19 protein-coding genes and 2 pseudogenes are annotated in these 17,070 nt (G+C 68.8%); 16 read left to right on the top strand and 5 right to left on the bottom strand.

Features of this window, described 5'->3' with window-relative positions:
• Nucleotides 1-219: 219 nt before the first annotated feature.
• Entirely contained in the window at nucleotides 220-963 is a 744-nt protein-coding gene (locus AC3EO4_RS46510) for a TetR/AcrR family transcriptional regulator (RefSeq protein ID WP_431902395.1), read from the bottom strand.
• An 85-nt stretch (nucleotides 964-1,048) separates the two neighbouring features.
• On the opposite strand from AC3EO4_RS46510, the gene AC3EO4_RS46505 reads away from it, so the two are divergent.
• The 8 genes from AC3EO4_RS46505 (at nucleotide 1,049) to AC3EO4_RS46470 (ending at nucleotide 5,515) form a co-directional block, all read left to right on the top strand.
• On the top strand, nucleotides 1,049-2,551 hold the full coding sequence (locus AC3EO4_RS46505) for an MDR family MFS transporter (RefSeq protein ID WP_431902392.1): 1,503 nt from the start codon (nucleotides 1,049-1,051) through the stop codon (nucleotides 2,549-2,551).
• An 8-nt stretch (nucleotides 2,552-2,559) separates the two neighbouring features.
• A complete protein-coding gene (locus AC3EO4_RS46500) occupies nucleotides 2,560-3,201 on the top strand; it encodes a DsbA family oxidoreductase (protein WP_431902391.1) in 642 nt (213 codons plus the stop codon).
• Between the two features lie 101 nt (nucleotides 3,202-3,302).
• Nucleotides 3,303-3,440: an NAD(P)H-dependent oxidoreductase gene (locus AC3EO4_RS46495; RefSeq protein WP_431902390.1), complete on the top strand. Its 138-nt coding sequence runs from the start codon at nucleotides 3,303-3,305 to the stop codon at nucleotides 3,438-3,440.
• Nucleotides 3,409-3,558 carry a hypothetical protein gene (locus AC3EO4_RS46490; RefSeq protein ID WP_431902387.1) on the top strand — a complete coding sequence of 50 codons (150 nt, stop codon included), beginning with the start codon at nucleotides 3,409-3,411 and terminating at the stop codon, nucleotides 3,556-3,558. The genes AC3EO4_RS46495 and AC3EO4_RS46490 overlap by 32 nt, the downstream gene beginning before the upstream one ends.
• Before the next feature lie 15 nt (nucleotides 3,559-3,573).
• Nucleotides 3,574-4,323 carry an SDR family oxidoreductase gene (locus AC3EO4_RS46485; RefSeq protein WP_379575562.1) on the top strand — a complete coding sequence of 250 codons (750 nt, stop codon included), beginning with the start codon at nucleotides 3,574-3,576 and terminating at the stop codon, nucleotides 4,321-4,323.
• Nucleotides 4,324-4,487: 164 nt separating this feature from the next.
• Complete coding sequence (locus tag AC3EO4_RS46480) at nucleotides 4,488-4,655, top strand: ATP-binding protein (RefSeq protein ID WP_431902385.1); 168 nt, start codon at nucleotides 4,488-4,490, stop codon at nucleotides 4,653-4,655.
• A 304-nt stretch (nucleotides 4,656-4,959) separates the two neighbouring features.
• Nucleotides 4,960-5,250: a hypothetical protein gene (locus AC3EO4_RS46475; protein WP_431902383.1), complete on the top strand. Its 291-nt coding sequence runs from the start codon at nucleotides 4,960-4,962 to the stop codon at nucleotides 5,248-5,250.
• 31 nt (nucleotides 5,251-5,281) lie between these two features.
• On the top strand, nucleotides 5,282-5,515 hold the full coding sequence (locus tag AC3EO4_RS46470) for an integrase core domain-containing protein (protein ID WP_488186380.1): 234 nt from the start codon (nucleotides 5,282-5,284) through the stop codon (nucleotides 5,513-5,515).
• 199 nt (nucleotides 5,516-5,714) lie between these two features.
• On the opposite strand, the gene AC3EO4_RS46465 is transcribed toward AC3EO4_RS46470, so the two are convergent.
• Nucleotides 5,715-6,182, bottom strand: a complete 468-nt coding sequence (locus AC3EO4_RS46465; RefSeq protein ID WP_379575559.1) for a MarR family winged helix-turn-helix transcriptional regulator — start codon at nucleotides 6,180-6,182, stop codon at nucleotides 5,715-5,717.
• Nucleotides 6,183-6,245: 63 nt separating this feature from the next.
• On the opposite strand from AC3EO4_RS46465, the gene AC3EO4_RS46460 reads away from it, so the two are divergent.
• Nucleotides 6,246-6,623: a cupin domain-containing protein gene (locus tag AC3EO4_RS46460; protein WP_379575558.1), complete on the top strand. Its 378-nt coding sequence runs from the start codon at nucleotides 6,246-6,248 to the stop codon at nucleotides 6,621-6,623.
• 176 nt (nucleotides 6,624-6,799) lie between these two features.
• Here AC3EO4_RS46460 and AC3EO4_RS46455 read toward each other — a convergent pair.
• Nucleotides 6,800-7,132, bottom strand: a pseudogene (locus AC3EO4_RS46455) (IS110 family transposase); the annotation flags it as partial.
• Nucleotides 7,133-7,430: 298 nt separating this feature from the next.
• Between AC3EO4_RS46455 and AC3EO4_RS46450 the strand changes: the two are divergent.
• Nucleotides 7,431-7,679, top strand: a pseudogene (locus tag AC3EO4_RS46450) (transposase family protein); the annotation flags it as partial.
• Between the two features lie 239 nt (nucleotides 7,680-7,918).
• On the top strand, nucleotides 7,919-8,833 hold the full coding sequence (locus tag AC3EO4_RS46445; RefSeq protein ID WP_379575557.1) for a DUF8094 domain-containing protein: 915 nt from the start codon (nucleotides 7,919-7,921) through the stop codon (nucleotides 8,831-8,833).
• A gap of 250 nt (nucleotides 8,834-9,083) precedes the next feature.
• Here AC3EO4_RS46445 and AC3EO4_RS46440 read toward each other — a convergent pair whose 3' ends face one another.
• Complete coding sequence (locus tag AC3EO4_RS46440; protein WP_379575556.1) at nucleotides 9,084-9,236, bottom strand: hypothetical protein; 153 nt, start codon at nucleotides 9,234-9,236, stop codon at nucleotides 9,084-9,086.
• Between the two features lie 112 nt (nucleotides 9,237-9,348).
• Nucleotides 9,349-9,792, bottom strand: a complete 444-nt coding sequence (locus AC3EO4_RS46435) for a hypothetical protein (protein ID WP_379575555.1) — start codon at nucleotides 9,790-9,792, stop codon at nucleotides 9,349-9,351.
• Nucleotides 9,793-10,032: 240 nt separating this feature from the next.
• Here AC3EO4_RS46435 and AC3EO4_RS46430 point away from each other — a divergent pair, with 240 nt between their 5' ends.
• From AC3EO4_RS46430 to AC3EO4_RS46410, 5 genes are all read left to right on the top strand, one after another.
• Complete coding sequence (locus AC3EO4_RS46430) at nucleotides 10,033-10,305, top strand: hypothetical protein (protein WP_379575554.1); 273 nt, start codon at nucleotides 10,033-10,035, stop codon at nucleotides 10,303-10,305.
• Nucleotides 10,306-10,389: 84 nt separating this feature from the next.
• Nucleotides 10,390-13,281 (top strand): hypothetical protein, encoded by a 2,892-nt coding sequence (locus AC3EO4_RS46425; RefSeq protein ID WP_431902378.1) that lies wholly within the window; start codon nucleotides 10,390-10,392, stop codon nucleotides 13,279-13,281.
• 250 nt (nucleotides 13,282-13,531) lie between these two features.
• Nucleotides 13,532-14,707: a sensor histidine kinase gene (locus AC3EO4_RS46420; protein WP_431902377.1), complete on the top strand. Its 1,176-nt coding sequence runs from the start codon at nucleotides 13,532-13,534 to the stop codon at nucleotides 14,705-14,707.
• Nucleotides 14,704-15,366, top strand: a complete 663-nt coding sequence (locus AC3EO4_RS46415; protein ID WP_379575551.1) for a response regulator — start codon at nucleotides 14,704-14,706, stop codon at nucleotides 15,364-15,366. Before AC3EO4_RS46420 ends, AC3EO4_RS46415 begins: the two co-directional genes overlap by 4 nt.
• 78 nt (nucleotides 15,367-15,444) lie before the next feature.
• Complete coding sequence (locus AC3EO4_RS46410) at nucleotides 15,445-16,917, top strand: serine hydrolase domain-containing protein (RefSeq protein WP_431902374.1); 1,473 nt, start codon at nucleotides 15,445-15,447, stop codon at nucleotides 16,915-16,917.
• The last annotated feature ends 153 nt before the right edge of the window (nucleotides 16,918-17,070 follow it).

Raw genomic sequence — 17,070 nt, 5'->3', positions numbered from 1 at the left:
CCCGGGGCGTTCGTGCTCGGCGTGCTGCTGGTGGAGGCGAAAGACAACCTGCAGCGTATGCTCGCCGCCGTCCCGCTCACCTACGGTGAACGGGCCGCCGTCGACGACGGCAAGGCGACCTTGGACCCCGCTAGGAGAGTCCGTGTCGGCGTCGACGCGATCGGTCCGCTCTCGCCTGGTCCCGCCGCTCCTCCCGAGGGGTGGCCACGATCTTCCTGGTCAACGGGAGCGGAGCGATGTGATGAGCGCGGCGATGGCGTCGAGGATGCGGTCGAGCCCATGCTGGAAGCGCTCGACGGGGGCGAGATGGGCGGTGCGGGAGTCCAGAACGGACCGGCTGAACAGGGGGAAGGCACCGGACACGACGACTTGGCGCACGTACGGCCCGATGTAGTCGCGCTTCCAGCGCTCGGGGTCCAGGCCGGTGCGGCGGGCCTCCTCCATCCAGCCGATTTCGCGGCGGATCGCGCTGTGGACGTAGTCGTTGAGCATGCCGGCGAAGCCGGTGATGTCGTCGATGTCGAGTCCGGTCCCGTCGAGCGCGTCGAGCGCGAACTCGTGCACGCGCAGCAGATTGGGGCCCAGCGTCGGCCGGCTGGTGAGCAGCGCGATGAGCCAGGGATGACGTAGACCCGTGGTACGGATCTGCCGGGCCAGCAGCGTCAGGTCGGAGCGCCAGTCACCTGAGGGGCTGCCGGGGAGCTCGATCTCGCCCATCGCCATGTCGATCATGAGATCGAACAGGTCGTCGCGCCGGGGCACGTAGCGGTAGAGCGACATGGCGCCGGTGCCCAGCTCGCACGCGATACGCCGCATGGTCGCGGCTTCCACTCCCTCGGCGTCGGCGATCTGAACGGCCGTTCGGGTGATCTGCTCGCGGCTGTAGCCGGGGCGCCGCCCCGGCCCGGAGCGTTCCTGCCGCTCCGGCTGCATCCAGATGCTGGTCGGTTTCTCGTCGGCCACATGCGCCCCTCTCCCCGTTTGCGTACATGGTACCTGAATGGTTATGGTCCCATTTCAAGTACGCAGTACGCGAATGGAGGAACACGTGGATAGATCGCTTCGCACAGGCGTGATCGGCGTGATGCTCGGCATGATCACGGCCCCGCTGGACGGCATGATGCTCGGCCCGGCCCTGCCGGTGATCGTGGGGGATCTCGGTGGCCTGGAGTACTTCTCCTGGGTGGCGACGGCCTATCTGATCTGCATGGCCGCCTCGACGCCGATCTGGGGAAAGGTTGGTGACCTGTACGGGCGCAAGCCGGTCTACATGGCCGCGATCGTGCTGTTCCTGCTGGGGTCGGGGCTGTCGGGGATGTCGCAGGACATGATCCAGCTCGTGGGCTTCCGGGCGCTGCAGGGGCTGGGTGCCGGAGGGCTGATGGTGGGCGCCCTGGCGCTCATCGCCGAATTGGTGCCACCCCGGCAGAGCGGCAAGCTGATGGGGCTGTTCGGGACGATGATGCCCATCGCCTTCATCGCCGGACCGCTGCTCGGCGGCCTGTTCGCCGAGCAGTTCGGCTGGCGTTGGGCGTTTTACGTCAATCTCCCCATCGGGGCCGCCGCCTTGCTGCTCATCGGCACCGCCGTACGGCTGGAGCCGCGGCGGATCAAGGCGAGGATCGACTACCTGGGGGCACTGCTGCTGACCGTCGCGTTGGTGGCGCTGAGCCTGGTCGCGAGCTGGGGCGGCACGCAGTACGCCTGGGATTCTGCTCCGATCCTCGCGCTGGCCCTGGCCGGGCTGGTGGCGCTGCTGGCGCTGGTACGTGTGGAGCGGCGCGCCGCCGAGCCGATCGTCCCCCTGCGGCTGTTCGCCGACCGCAACTTCACCCTCGCCCAGGTCGTGCGCTTCCTGGGCGGCGTCGGGATGGTGGTCACGGCCACCTTCCTGCCCCAGTACATGCAGTTGGTGCAGGGCGCCTCGCCGATCGCCAGCGGCATGCTGATCCTGCCCTCGATGCTCGGCATGGTGGTCGTGCTGATCGGCACCGGCCAGCTCATCAGCCGCACCGGCCGCTACCGGGTCTATCCCATCCTCGGCGGTGCCGCCTTCACCGCCGGCATGCTCGTGCTGCTCCTCCTGCGGCCCGGCACCAACCTGGCGCTCGCCTCGGGTCTCACTCTGATCAGCGGCGTAGGAGTGGGCCTGCTGATGCAGAGCACCACGATCATCACCGTCAACAGCGCCGAGCCGCGTGACATGGGAGCGGCCAGCGGCTCGGTCACCCTGTGGCACACGATGGGGGCTTCGCTGGGTGTGGCCGCGCTCGGCGCCCTGTACACCACCCGGCTGCAGGACACGCTCATCGCCGGCCTCGGCGCCGAATCCGGTAGCCGGATCGCCTCCGGTCAGCTGACGGCACAGGCGCTCCAGCAGCTCCCGGCACCCGTGCGGGAAGTGGCTCACTTGGCCGTCTCCAGCGGCATCCATGCCATGGCGCTCGGCGCGGCCGTACTGGGGGTCATCGCGTTCGCGCTCTCCTGGTTCATCCGCGAGGTCCCGCTACGCGACCGGACTCCCGCCGAACCCGCCACCGCGGCAGCGTGAGGGCCCGCATGCCGGACACACGACAGAGCGTGCATGTGGGGATCGCCCTGGACGTCATCTGCGCGCACTCCTACCTCGGCTACAGCCGCTTCACCCGCGCGGCAGACCGGCTTCGGAGCGAGGACGTCGCGGTGACGGTCGAGTTCCTGCCCTTTGAACTCGCCCCCGGTGCCTCCACCGAAGGGCGGCCGTTGCTCGCCGTCCTGGAGCAGACCTTCGGCCCCGAGGCCGCCGCCGGCACGGCGAGCTTCGCCGCGCGCGCGGCGCTGGAGGGCCTGCGGTTCGAGTACGGCAAAGCCATCGCCACCGGCACCTTCGAGGCGCACCGTCTGATCGCGAGCGCCGCCCTCCAACACAAGGCCGAGTCGATGGTGGAACGCCTCTTCCGCGCGCACTTCACCGACGGGCTGCACATCGGCGACCCCGCCGTCCTGGCCCGGCTGGCCGCCGAGGTCGGTGTCGTCATGGACAGCGTGCCGACCGGCGAACTGCACGCCCGGCTCGAGCGTGTACGCCGGCTCGGCATCACCGGCGTCCCGGCCTTCCTGATCGAGCGACTGCCTCCGCTGGTCGGATCCCAGAGCGAGAACACGCTGTTCGCGGTCCTGAAAGAGGCCGCACAGATGAACGGAGAACACCATGTCCGATAGGCAGCTCAGGCTGACCGTCATCGTCGGCAGCGTCCGCGACGGCCGCATCGGCCCGACCGTGGCCACCTGGTTCGCCGGCCAGGCGGTTCCGCGCCAAGCCGGTGGCGTTCGTGTCCTACGGCGGCCTGTCGGGAGGCCTACGGGCGGTGGAGCACCTGCGCGCGGTCTTCGCCGAGCTGCACGCCGTCACCACGCGGGACGCGATCAGTGTCCACGGCGTGGGAGTCCTTCGGGAGTGACGGACAGCCCAAGGACCCGCACGGGCCCGCCACCGCCGCCAAGACCCTCCTGGACCAGGTGACCTGGTGGGCGCGAGTGCTGCGCGACGCCAAGGCCACCACCCCCTACACCGTTTGACAGAAAGGCATGATCATGACGACCTTGACCGGCAAGACGGCGCTGGTGACCGGCGCGAGCAGGGGAATCGGCCGGGCCATCGCCGCCCGGCTGGCACGGGAGGGCGCCCGGGTGGCCGTGCACTACGGCAGCAACGAGACGGCGGCCAAGGAGACGGTCTCGGGCATCGAGGCGGCAGGAGGACAGGCCTTCGCACTCCGGGCCGAGCTGGGCGTGCCGGGAGACGCCGAGGCGTTGTGGGCCGCGTTCGACACGCAGGCCGACGGCCTGGACATCCTGGTCAACAACGCGGGAATCCTCGGCGGCCAGGCCGAGATCGAGGGCGTGACCCGGGAGGGCTTCCAGCGGCTGTTCGCGGTCAACACCGCGGCGCCGTTCTTCATCACCCAGCTCGGCCTGCTGCGGCTGCGTGACGGCGGCCGGATCATCACGATCGGTACGATGCTGACGCGGGGCATGGCCATGCCCGGAGCGATCGACTATGCCATGTCCAAGGCGGCACTGGACGTGCTCACCTCGGTGCTGGCCAAGCAACTGGGGTCGCGCGGCATCACCGTCAACACCGTGTCACCCGGCGTCATCGACACCGACATGCACCAGGGACGCCTGGTCGGCGAGGCCCTGGCCTGGCTGTCGTCACTTTCGCCGCTGGGCCGGCTGGGCACGCCGGAGGACGTCGCCGACACGGTGGCCTTCCTGGCCTCGGGCGACAGCCGCTACGTGACCGGGCACCACCTGGACGTCTCCGGCGGGACGCTCGTGTAGCCAGAGCGCCGTCAGGAGAATCGGGCACGCGTCAGTCGCCGGCGGCTTGCGCGCCGTGGACCACCTTCGGCAAGTGGACGAGCTGCGAACCAAGCCAACGGGGTGGACCAGGCCGAGGCCGGCTCCCGGTAGTTCCTTCTCTCAGCCGGTAGATTCTGGGCGGGTTGCGGGGGCGGGACACGGAGCCGGCCGAGGTCGCGAGGCTGGTGGCGGAGGCGCGGTCGGGTCCGAGCGGCGTCCTGGTCGTGCGCGGCGAGCCGGGGATCGGCAAGTCCGCCCTGCTCAGGTCGGCATCGTCGACGACTTCGCCTATCCGTTCCCGGTCACGGTGATCTGCCGGCTGCTGGGAGTGCTCCGCGAGGACGAACCACGATTCCATGCATGGTCCGAGGCGCTCATCGAGGTCGGAGACCCCACCACCGGAGAGTACGCGGAGCGGCAGCGGCGACGTTCCACGGCCAATGCCGACATCGGTCAGTACTTCGTCCGAGGGGGCGCCCGACACGGTGCTCTCCGCCATCGCTCGCTGCCTGACCGCGCTTTCGACAGCATGGCAGGCGGGAATCCTCGCACCGCCGGCGGCGAAGCATGGGCGGATCCAGGGCGGGCCGGCCCGGCAGGATCGTGGCTTCCACGGTGTGGGAGATCATGCACGCGGCTGGTCTCGATCCGGCGCCCGACGGGCCGAGCCGGCGGCAGTTCGTGTCCGCTCAGGCTCGCGCGTTCATCGCGTGTGCCTTCTTGGTGGTCGAGACGATGCTGCTCAAGTGGCTGTATGTGCTGGTCTTCATCGAGCACGCCGCCCGGCGACTGCATCTGGGTGGGGTGAGCGCGTATCCGACCGGGGCGTGGACGGCGCAGCGTGCCCGCAAGCTGGTCATGGACCTGGGGGAGTGCATCGCCGGGCTGCGGTTCTTGATCCACTGATCGGGCCCCGCTCTTCACCGTCGCCTTCCGGGTGGTGTTCACAGCCGAAGGGCTCCGGACCATCACCATGCTGCCGCGGACGCCGAGGACGAACGCCATCTGTGATCGGGGCATCGGCACCCTGCGCCGCGAACTCCTGATCCTCAGTAAACGCCGTCTGGCCCTTGTGCTCCGCCAGTACTTGAACCACTACAACGAGCACCGGCCGCATCAGTCCCGGAAACAACTAGTCCGGACACCGCAACGCAGCCCGCCCGCGACGTGACCCACCTCAACGACCTGCGATCCATCCGCAGAAGACCCGTCGTCGCAGGCACGATCAACGAATACCACCACGCCGCTTGACCGCGGCTCAGCATCAGGCTGTCACCGTTGAATAGAAGGGCATCCGCTGGGGCGGCCGACCACTCGCGCCCGCAGCCTGAAACCATCACGCAACCCGGTGATCATTCCGGTCCGCAGCACTAGATCGTGCCGAACCAGCCCGGGAGGTCGAGGCGGAAGAAGTCGGGCGGGGTGACCTTGCGGAGGTCGGACTCCAGGGCGCGGAGACGGTCGGCGCCGAGCCGGTCCGCCCATTGTTGGCGTAGTTGGTCGAAGATGCGGGCGGAGCGGGTGAGGGCGTCGATGCCCCACGGCGTCAGGCGGACGATCTTCCGACGCGTGTCCTGGGGATCCACGCTGCGTTCTACGTAGCCGAGGCGTTCGAGGGTCTCGATCGTCTTGCCCGCGGCCTGCTTCGACACACCCAGGGTGCGGCCGAGCTCCACGGCCGTGGTGCCGTTGCCGATGGACTGCATGACGAAGCCGTACATCGGACGGGTGTGGGGGTGCCCTTGGCGGGCCAGTTCGGCGTTCAGCTCGTCGATGATCACACGGAAGCCCATCAGGAGGCGGAGCGGAAGCTCGAAGCCGGGCGGATCACTTGACACGATAGACAACCTCATTTACTGTTTTAGACAACTTCATTGTCCATCTTAACGAGAGTCATCGCCTTGACCGTCATCCGCAATGCCGAAGCCCGCCGTTCCGAAACCCCCAGCGGCGTCATGACCACTTTCGCCTCGCCGACCCAGGGTGGTGCGAGCCGCTCCGTGTGGCGGGTCGATGCGCAGCCCGGCGCTGCGGGCCCTGTGCACGACTTCGACGTCGAGCAGGTGTGGACCTGGATCGTCGGCGGCGCCACCGTCGAACTGGGCGGCGAGTCGTTCACCGTCGCCGCGGGAGACACCGTGATCATGCCCGCGCGCACGGTCCGCCAGGTGTCGGCCGACGCGGAGGCTGGTTACACCGCCGTGGTCACCGCCGCCGCAGGCGCCCGCGCCATGAGCGCCGACGGCGCAGACTACGGCGTCCCGGCCTGGATCGCCTGACCTCAGTTCTCCCTTCCCCGCCCCGGCGTGCTTCCCGGTCTGCCTGCTTCGGGCGCGGATGCTTCCTGGTCCACGACCTACCTGGTCCGCTCTTCTCAGCCTCGCTCTGACTTGCGTTCTCAAGGAGACATCTCTCGGCGTCACCCAGCACCCGCACGTGGTCGGCGACGGCGTTGGAGCATCGCGGGACAGTGCTCGCGTCGCAGGGAGCGCAGCTTGTTTCCTGCACGGGTCCGTCTCCACGTCGCGTCCTGGCAGGCGCGGGCAAGCACCTTGATCGAGCGGGCGAGTTCGGTGTCTGCGGGCAGCGGCCGATGCACGTGCGCGTCGGTGCGCAAGATGTTCGCCAGGACCATCGCGTCGGCATGGTCGGACTTCTTGCCCGAGGCTGAGTGGCGCTCGCGACAGCGGGCGACAGCCATGGGATTGATCGGGTAGATCTGCCGACGGGCCGCACGAAGCCCGGCGACCAGGAGGCCGCGGGGTGTTTCGATCATGAGGGGGATCGGGGCGGGTGTTGGCGTTGTCACCGGTCCGTGCCCTGGCGGTCTGACATCCGATGAGTCGTCCGTGATCCCGGCGGCCATCACAGCTCCCCGTCTTCGTTGAGGGCTGCACGCCCTGAGACAACCGAGGGATCTTCCGCGCTGGCGGGCTCGAACCACGGAACCGATCCAAGCGCACAATCGGTCTGCGACACAGGAACGGGCGCAGTCCCGGCGGCGACTCCCGCCTTGTCTTGAGGCCTCTTCGAGCCGGGGATATCAAAGGAGCCCACCGTCTGGACCGAGCCCGTTCGGAACCCATGAGGGCTATCAAGGAGCGGGCGGCACGGTCCGGACGCCGTTCAAGCGGCATCGCCATCGGCCCTGGTTGTCTCGCGGGCAGCGGGATGTGAACCGCTCGCATGCCCGTATCCGAGCCATCGGGGAGCGTGTCATCGCGACCCTGAAGCCCTGGAAGGTGCTGACCAAGCTGCGCTGTTGCCCGCATCGTGCGACCGCCCTCGTGCAGGCGATCCTCTTGCTGCAGCTCATTGAAGAGGGCCGTCACTGAAGCTTTTGTTGGTTGCCGGCTGCCAGCTCAGGCCGTAGTTGGCCAGGTAGTCGCACAGGGTGCCTGAAATGTGTGAAAGATCGGGATGGTACGGTTCGGCCATCCACGACGGGAGGCGCGCGGGGGCGGTCATCACCGGAGGCAGCGACAAGGCATCCGGTGCGCGCCGTCCGCGAGGGCACGCTGGTGTCCGGACAGTCGCTGACCCCCAGCACCGTTCCACGAAGGGCTCCAGCACTGTGCGCACGGCACCGGTCCTCGCCGTCCTGGCGGCAACTCTCGCAGGCTGCGGAATGCTGCCGCCGCTGACCCTGCCCACCGGCAAGGACCGGCCGTCCGCCTCGGCCGGCACGTCATCCCCCGCCACCTCCACCGCCACTCCGCAGGCCACGCCGTCGCCGTCGCCCTCCGCAGGCCTCACCATCGCCGACGCCAAGCGGGCCGCCGCCGACTGGCTGGCCAAGCACAACCGAACGGTGCGGAACCGCGCCTGGTGGGACGATCCGGCCGCGATCGACGAGCTGTTCTGGGACGGCACCAGGCATGAGGCGGTCATCGACCGGGGGGCGGTGGAGGACGGCGACAAGCGCAAGATCCGCAAGCCGATCCGGCTGACCGGCCAGGTCTACTACGTGCCCCGTGAGCAGACCATGCCCGACGGGCAGTGGTTCCTGCTCCAGGCCACTTACGCGGGCCAGGACCGGGCGCACATCCTGACGTTCTGGCGGCCCACGGGCGGCGGGTTCCGGCTGGCGGCCAAGAGCCCGCTGCACTACGGCCAGCGGATGCCCGAGCCGCGGCGGGACGCCGAGGGCTACGTCACGGCCATGCCGGGGGTCTTCGGCAGGCTCGTCGCCCAGGAGTACATGGTTTTCTGGGACTACGACATCCACGACCAGGAGGGCAGGAACGGCTACCGGCTGGCCAAGGACAACTACAGCAGGCGCGCCTACCGCATCGTCTCCAAGGGGATGTACATGGGTTACCACTCCTACAGCCGACCGTACGGCTTCCGCACCGCGGACGGCGGTTCGTTCCACGTCTTCAGCATGCTCAACGACCCCAAGTCCATCACGGCCGTTCTCACGTTGGGCGTGGCCACCCGCGGCAACGGCAAGATGATCCACGAGATCGCCGGCGACTGGTACTCCTGAGAGGGCGGTTCGAGAGTTGACGTTCCTTTCGTCGTTGGCGTGGGGTGAGGCGAGCTCATCAGGGGGCTCGCTGCCGGGCTACGGACGCGGCTGAGCGAACAATCCCGGCCCGGCTTCACCGAGGATGCCCTTGCTGATCGGGCGCTTCAGCTTGGACCGGATGTTCTCGGTGTTCTGGGGATGGCCGCCTCGCGCGTGTCGATCTACCCGAGCAGCCAGGTGCCCGGGTCGGAGCCGGCGTCGGGACTGGTCATGCGCCGCGCCAGGTCGGGGTGGAGGTGCCGGTCAGGCGTCGGGTCATCACGTCGGTCATCGCCCGGTACACGCGCCATTCGGAGCCGGCAGGGTGGTGTTCGAAGTCGCGCACCCCGAGCGGCGAGGCGGTCCAGCAGCGTGCGCTCACTCACCCGGCCCTCCCAGCACAACCGAGCCCGCCAGCCAGAATGACGGAATCCCGGACATCGACTCTCGAACCGCCCGCTAAGCAGATGCAGGTCGCTCGGGCCGCGGGCACGCTAATCTCGCTCCCACACGAGGTTGTCATTGTCCACCAAAGTGTCACTGTCCGAACGATGACGGTAGGACGCCTCAACCGACCTGGTGGACTCGGTTGGACAGGGAAAGGTATAGGCAACCGCCAGCATGTCACCGGATTTTCTTCCGTGTCCGGAAAGACGTACCTTCTGGCCATGACACCATTCCCCGCCTGCGAAATCGTCGTCGAGGGTGATGTCGTAGGAGTCGCCGTCCTTGCTGATCGTCAGGGCTAGGCTGCTCCCTCCGGGCCGGTCATTCTCCGTTGCCCGCCAGGTGCCTTCAAACGATGTGGGACTGGACGGCCGTCCATCCACATAGGCAAAGACGCCAACTGTAGCGGTGGCTACTGCGGCCAGCGCGGCCAACACGGCGGCGATGGCCTGCCACTTGTTGCTCCTGCCCGCGGGGCCGCTGCTCTCCATGGATCAAGTATTAGCAGGGCGATTTGCTCGGAGAATAGAGAGTGTCAATATCGCCTCAAAAATGGGATCTGGCCCATATTTCGTGATCGATACGGCTCCGCTTGGCTGGTCAGCCGGATTGGGCGTTGTGAGTCGCGCCGGGATTGATGGAGGCTCCATCGGTTGGAAAGGATGGACCCCACGCCAGGTCGAGGCCTCCGGGCACCTCGAGGTGGCGGCCACGTCCCCGATGTGCTCACCATGGCCGGCCTGCCCAACGTGATCGGGTCCTCCACCAACCCGACCCTGCCGTTCGGCCGCGACGCCCTCGGCGAGCATTTCGGGATGAACGTGTCGGCGCACGGTCTGAAGAGCGACCTCTCCGGCGACGCGGCCATGACCCGCGACCGCATCCGGGCGGGCACGATGGGGGAGCGCAGCCGGCGTAGCGCCTCTACACGCCACGGTTCGGGCTCCTTGTCGGCGGCGGCCCGGGGTTGTAGGCGTTCGGTTTCCTGGAGGCGCCCACGCTGAATGACTTGCCGTTCATCGTGCGGCGGTAAAAATGAGCACCCCGTACTCATGTGCTCACTTCCCGTGGGTGTGACAGTGGGCGCCATGAGCAGCAGATTCTTAGCAACCCTCGCCGGACTCATCAGCCTGCTGGCGGTGAATCTCGTCTCGGGCACGGCGGCCCAGGCCGTCGCCACCCGAACAGTCACCGTCACCATCACCCACGTTGAATGCATCGACAACTGCAGGAACGAAGGGCTCGAAGCCGCGGGAGAGGGCCCGGCCGATCTCTACGCCAAGGTGTGGATCAACGGGCAGAAACAGCCGCCGGGAAGCAGCGACGACGATCCCTCGACGCCGCACGAGGACGACAAGTCCCTCGTCACCCCGTACTGGGTGCTGCCCGCGCAGGTGCCGGACACGGTGCTGAACATCCCGGTCAGCATCCAGATCTGGGACCACGACAGCACCTCGGGTGACGACCTGGGCGACATCAGCCCGCGTAACGGCGACAACAACCTCGACTTCCGGGTGGACCATCTCACCGGCAAGTGGATCGACCACACCGGCCAGGAGGACAAGGTCAGCTGGCCGCAGTCCTGTTCGGTCGGCGACGGCGGCGATGACGACGAGCCCCGCGTCAAGGTGTGCTTCGACATCAGCATCGATTCCAGCAACGGCGACACCGACGGCGACTTCCTGCTCGACGGGTGGGAGCGCTGGGGCTACAACGCTGACGGCGACGCCACCATCGACGTGGACCTGCCCGCGATGGGCGCCAACTTCCGGCGCAAGGACCTCTACCTGGAGATCGACTGCCTGTTCGGCACCAACCACAACCACTGCCCCGTCCAGGGCGCGGTGCAGGCGGTCGTGCAGTCCTTCGCCGACGCGCCGGTGGTGAACGCCGACGGCTCCTCGGGCATCCAACTGCATATCGATATGGGCGGCTTCTACGGCCAGGCCGCCGGCGTGGCCACGAACGTGCCCAGAGCAGGAGGCGGCGCCGTCGGCACCTTCGGCAACTACGGCGGAGGCGGCGACCAGATCAACGAGGCGGGCAACCAGGTCATCGACTGGGACGGCGCCGCGGGCCGCGCCGGGACGAACTTCTTCACGCTGAAGAACATGAACGCCGCCCGCGACTTCGTCTTCCGCTACGCGTTGTTCGGCCACCAGACCAATTACCGCGCCGCGACCAACGACTGCACCACCGGCTGGGCCAAGGGAATCCCCGCGGTCAACTTCATGGTCACGCTCGGCGGCACCAGGGGCACGACGGGCAACCAGTGCTGGGGCGTCAACGCCAACGGGCTGTCCGTCGGCAACCAGAACCAGCAGGCCGGCACGCTCATGCACGAGTTCGGCCACGCGCTGGGACTCCAGCACGGCGGCCGCGACGAGTTCAACAACAAGCCCAACTACCTGAGCGTCATGAACTACACCATGCAGGACTGCAGCGTCACCGCGGTGGCCGCGGCCGGTCTGCCCGGAGGCTGCGACTACTCCCGGATCGCGGTCGCCCCTCTGAACGAGGTGCTTCCCCCCGGGCTGGACGAGTGCCAGGGCAACGGCATCCCCGCCCTGGGCTGGATGGACTGGGACGGCGTCGGCGGCATAACCGGCGTGACCTGCCCATCACCGGCGAACGCGAACGTCTCGGCCAACATCAACGACGACACCGGCAACGACCTCAACAACGACGGCGACTGGGACCCCGGCGAGCCGCCGCTCCTCAGCCGCCTCGACGGCTTCGAGGACTGGAACCGGCTCGACTACGGCTTCCGCACCAGGGAGAACTTCCGTACGGCCGGCACCCCCACCGAGAACGAGCCGGACTGGGACATCATCCAGGCGGCCCGCGCCAACCTGGCCACCCTCGTGAAGCCCGAGCTCAAGGTGGATCTCACCGGACCGGCCGACGCCACCCCCGGCGACACGCTGACCTACGCCACCACGCTCGCCAACCCCGGCCGCGGCCCGTCCCTGCAGACCCGGCTGGGCACCGAGGACGTGGACACGCTCGTCGTCGGCCGCTCGCTCTCGCGCACCGCGACCGTCGAGGTGCCCTGCGACACCGCCGACGGGACCGTCCTGACCCGCGAGGCGTCCGCCGGCGGCGAGGACATGATAGGCAACCGGGTCACCGGCGAGGACTCGCTGACCACCACCGTCCACGCGCCGAAGCTGACCGCAGGGAAGACCGCCACGGCCCGGGTGAACGCGGGCGAGGCGATCACGTACCGGATCAGCTACGAGAACACGGGCAGCGGGGACGCCTCCGGGGTCGTCGTCACCGACGTACTGCCGAAGGACGTCTACTACAGCAAGGCCCTGGACACCGGAGCGGGACCCCAGCCGACGACGGTGGTGCGGAACGCCGACGGTACGACCACGCTCACCTGGCAGATCGGCGCCGCGGCCGGTGGGTCGGGCGAGAAGACGATCGAGTACACCGCCCGGCCGAGCCTGCTCTTCCTGCCCGGCGCCGAGATCACCAACGCGGCGACGCTGACCTTCACCAACGGGAACGGCTGCACCTACGAGCCGGTGAAGGCGTCGGCGACCACCGAGATCACCGAGGTGCCTGCCACGCGCAACCCGCGCAGCCAGGGGTACTGGAGGACGCACGAGCAGGAGTGGACCGCCGAGATCCTGGCCCGGATCCAGGCAACCGACCAGCGCTTCGACACCGGAGGCGACGGCGCGCTGTCGACCGCCGAGGTCACGGCGGTGTTCTCGCCCGGGCCGCCGCACGTGGGCATCCTGCGCGTTCAGCTGCTCGGGACGTACTTCAACCTGGCGACCAGGAGGATCAACGCCTCGACGGTCATCAGTTCCGAGACGGCCGACCGGCACGACCTCCGCAACGTCCGCGGCGCCGCCCTGTTCGGGATCAGCACGCTGGCGCTCCCGGTGGAGGGCAACACCGGCACCTACAGTGACGCGATCCGCGCCCTCGACGAGATAAACAACAACAACAGCGAGGTGTACTGAGCTGACGCGCCGGAATCCGACTCCGGATCCCGGCGCGGCCTCATCCCATGAGCTGCTGCATGAAGAAGGCGACGAGCTCGGCGTCGTAAAGGCTGCGGATGTCGCGGTGTTCGATGAGGCAGCTCATCGACGGGCTTCGCCGGCGGGTTCGTGGCGGGGCGCCAGGATCGGCCTGCCCGCTGCTGGCTATCCTGTGGCACGTCGAGCCAGGTACGGCTCTCCACCACGAGCCCACCGGGAGACGACGACCGTGACAGCCTCCCAGCGCCGGAGCACATGGGCGGCGACGACGCTGGTGGCGCACGTGGTCATGGCTCTCCTGACGGTGCTCATCCTGGCGGGCGTCTGGCACCTCGGCGTGGACCTGTGGCAGATCTTCGCCGCGGCGGGTGCTGCCGTCCTGCTGCATGTGGGAGCGGCGGTGGCCCATCGACGGCCGTGGGCAGGTTACGCGGTCGGCGCAATGGCCATGCTCGTCCTGGTGACGACGCCCTTCCTGGGTTGGTCACCGACCATGCTGCCCTCGGCTGCGTGCTTCCTCCTGACGTTGTGGCGGCTGACCACCCGGGTCTCGGTCAGGGCCTCGGTGGCCGCGTTGGCCGTCGCCGCTCTCGGGATCGTCCTCACCGAGTTGGTGGCGTGGTCCCGGATGCCCTCTGACGTCCCTGGATGGACCCGCCTGGTCGAGGGCGGGCTGCTGATGCTCGTGGTCGGCGGTGTGTGGCTTGCGGCCCTGCTGCTACGCCGCAGGCACGAGGCCGGCCGACGAGCCGAGAGCGAACGACTGGCCGCGGCGGTCGCGGACGAACGGGCCAGCATCCGCCGCGACCTGCACGACGTGATCGCCCACACGGTCACCGTCATGGTCGCGCGGATCGAGGCCGCGGCGGTGACGACGGCGGATCCGGCGACCCGCAGCGAACTCGGCGCCATCGCCGAGGCCGGCCGGGACGCCCACCAAGGTCTGCGAGCGATGCTGGCCACCTTGGGCCCGGCCACCGTGGCGCCGCGCGTCGACGCCCGGCCCAGAGAGGTCCCGATCTCGCTCGATGCCCTCCCTGACCTCGTGGCCTCGGCGGCGAGCCCGCTCCATGCGGTGACGTTCGCGGAGGTGGGTGAGCGACGGCCACTGAGCCTCAGTGCCGAGGTCGCGGCGGTCCGTACCGTGCAGGAGGGCATCACCAACGCGCTGCGCCACCTCGAACCACCGGTCGCGGTGACCGTTCGCGTGCGCTGGACCCCGGCCGAGGTGGTGGTGGAGGTGCGCGACGACGGCGGCAAGGCGCTTCGCGACGTCGGCAGCCAGGGGACCGGCTTGATGGGGATCGAGGAACGTGTGCGTACCGCAGGCGGCACCCTGTCGATCGACGACGGGGACGACGGGTGGGTGCTGCGGGCGCGGCTCCCCACGAAGGAGGGGACATGACCGGGATTCGCGTCATGCTCGTCGACGATCAGGAGTTGCTGCGGGCCTCGCTCCGTACGGTGCTGTCGGCCGACGAACGCATCGAGGTCACGCACGACGTCGCGAACGGCAGCGACGCGATCGAGGTCGTCCGGCAGCACCGCCTGGACGTGGTACTGATGGACATCCGCATGCCGCGCATGGACGGGGTCGCCGCCACGGCGGAGATCGTCAGGATCGCACCGGCGACCCGGGTGCTCATGCTGACGACGTTCGATGATGACGAACTGGTCGTGGCTGCGATCCGGGCCGGTGCGAGCGGCTACCTGACCAAGGACGTCCGGCCCGCCGCCCTGGCCCAGGCCGTGTGTGACGTCGCCTCCGGGACGTCGGCGCTGGCCCCGGGGGTGGCCGCGACGATCCTCGATCTCGTACGGCAGGTGCCGATGCGGAGGACGGCAGCCCTGGACGGCCTCACCCCTCGCGAGGTCGAGATCTTCGGCCTGCTCGCCCGCGGCAGGTCCAACAGCGAGATCTGCGCGGAACTGGTGCTGAGCGAGAACACGGTGAAGTCGCACGTCCGGGCCGTCCTGCAGAAACTGAACCTGCGCGACCGCGTGCACGCGGTGATCCACGCGTACGAGAACGGGCTCGTCGGTCGCAGCGAACTGCCTGACTGAGATTCCATCCTGCCGGGTGGTCCCGGCTCACCCCTTCGGGTGATGTCGGCCGGTGACGCCCGGCCTAGGTTCGACGTCGTGCATTTCCTACGTCTGCGCTTCCCTCGTGTCACCTCCCTCATCGTCCTCGGCGGTGTGCTCGTCGCCGTGCTGCTCGGCTGGACGGTACCGGCCCATGCCACCGGCGAACGGCTGGTCGACGACTACCGCTCCGTCTACGGCACGCCGGGTGTCGCGGCGGCCGTGATCGACGGGTCGTCGGTCGAGGCGATCGTCCGCGGCCGGGACGGGGACGGCAATGCGGTGACGGCTCGGACACGGTTCCGGATCGCGTCGATGAGCAAGTCGATGACGGCGGCGGCGATCATGCTGCTGGTCGACCGTGACCGCATCTCCCTGGACGACTCGGTCGTCAAGGTCCTGCCCGACTTCAGGATGGCCGATCCCCGCTTCACCGGGATCACCGTGCGCCAGATCCTCAGCCACACCTCGGGGCTGTCGAACAGCACGAACGACGAGTACGTGTTCCCGCCTCCGCGCGGCGCGCAGGAAGTCGTGGCCAGGCTGGCCGACAAGACCCTGGCCGCCGATCCGGGCACCCGCTCGGAGTACCACAACACCAACTACTCGATCGCGGCGAGGATCGTCGAGGTGGTGTCGGGCAAGTCCTTCGACGCCTTCCTCCACACCGAGCTGTTCACGCCGCTGGGCATGACCGGCACCAGCTCGACGCTGGGGTGTTCCGATCGTGCCGAGGGCCTGCCGTCCGCGTACGAGGTCGTCCTCGGGGTGGCCGTCGCGGCACCGGAGATGCCGGGGATCTGCGTCGGCAACGGCGGGGTGATCTCGACCCTGGACGACATGGTGCGGTGGCTGCGGTTCAACCAGGGAAGCCTCGGTGCGGACCTGCTGAGTGCCGGCTCCCTGGCCGAGTTGCACACCGTCCAGCCGAAGGCCGGCGACTATGCCCTCGGCTGGCAGGCCCGCCCCGTCACGGCAGGCGCCCCGCCGTCGGTGATCGGCCACGGCGGAACACTGGCGACGTGGACCGGGGACATGGTCTTCTCGCCCAAGACCGGTGTGGCCGCCCTCGTCCTCACCAACAGCGGCGGCGATCCCAGCCTGCTCTCGACCAACCTTCTCGCCGAACGGATCGGGGCACCGGCAACGCCGATGAGCAACCCGCTCACCGTCGTGAACGCGGTCCTGCTCGGGCTCACGGTGGGGATGGCCGCACTGCTGGTCACCGCGGTCGTCCGAGCGCGCCGCTGGGCCTCGCGACGCCGCGCGGCGCGCCGGCCGATGCTGGTTCTGCGGCTCGTGCCCCTTGCTCTGGTGACGGTGCTGGGCGCCGTGCTGCCGACGCTGATCTGGGGGGCGTTCAGCTTCCAGTACTGGATCATCACCGCCTGGCTGCTGCCGCTGCTGGCGCTCTTCTGCCTCACCTGCTGCGTGCTCGGGGCGGTCGCACTCGGCCGTCGCCTCTGGTGCTTCCGCCGCGCCGGTCAGGCGACCTTCGCACCGGTACGGCCGGCCATGGCGGACAGCTGACCTGGGCGGGAACCTGGCCGGAGCCGCCAAGGACGTGCCGGTCAGAGTCCGTCGTTCTCGGCCCGGTGGTTCTGCCGGCGCGGGTCGATGACCTCGGTGGTCGACTGGTAGCGGATGTCGGTGGACAGGGAGGCGTGGATGATCCTGATCGGC

It is taken from the genome of Nonomuraea sp. bgisy101, assembly GCF_057708945.1.
Note: the sequence above shows the minus strand (reverse complement) of the source record. Positions and strands in the feature narration are given on the sequence as shown.

Bases quoted from the DNA above. Each gene is read 5' to 3' on its own strand.
- AC3EO4_RS46425 (WP_431902378.1), top strand. From the start codon at position 10,390: ATGAGCAGCAGATTCTTAGCAACCCTCGCCGGACTCATCAGCCTGCTG.
- AC3EO4_RS46485 (WP_379575562.1), top strand. From the start codon at position 3,574: ATGACGACCTTGACCGGCAAGACGGCGCTGGTGACCGGCGCGAGCAGG.
- AC3EO4_RS46435 (WP_379575555.1), bottom strand. From the start codon at position 9,792: ATGGAGAGCAGCGGCCCCGCGGGCAGGAGCAACAAGTGGCAGGCCATC.
- AC3EO4_RS46430 (WP_379575554.1), top strand. From the start codon at position 10,033: ATGGCCGGCCTGCCCAACGTGATCGGGTCCTCCACCAACCCGACCCTG.
- AC3EO4_RS46415 (WP_379575551.1), top strand. From the start codon at position 14,704: ATGACCGGGATTCGCGTCATGCTCGTCGACGATCAGGAGTTGCTGCGG.
- AC3EO4_RS46500 (WP_431902391.1), top strand. From the start codon at position 2,560: ATGCCGGACACACGACAGAGCGTGCATGTGGGGATCGCCCTGGACGTC.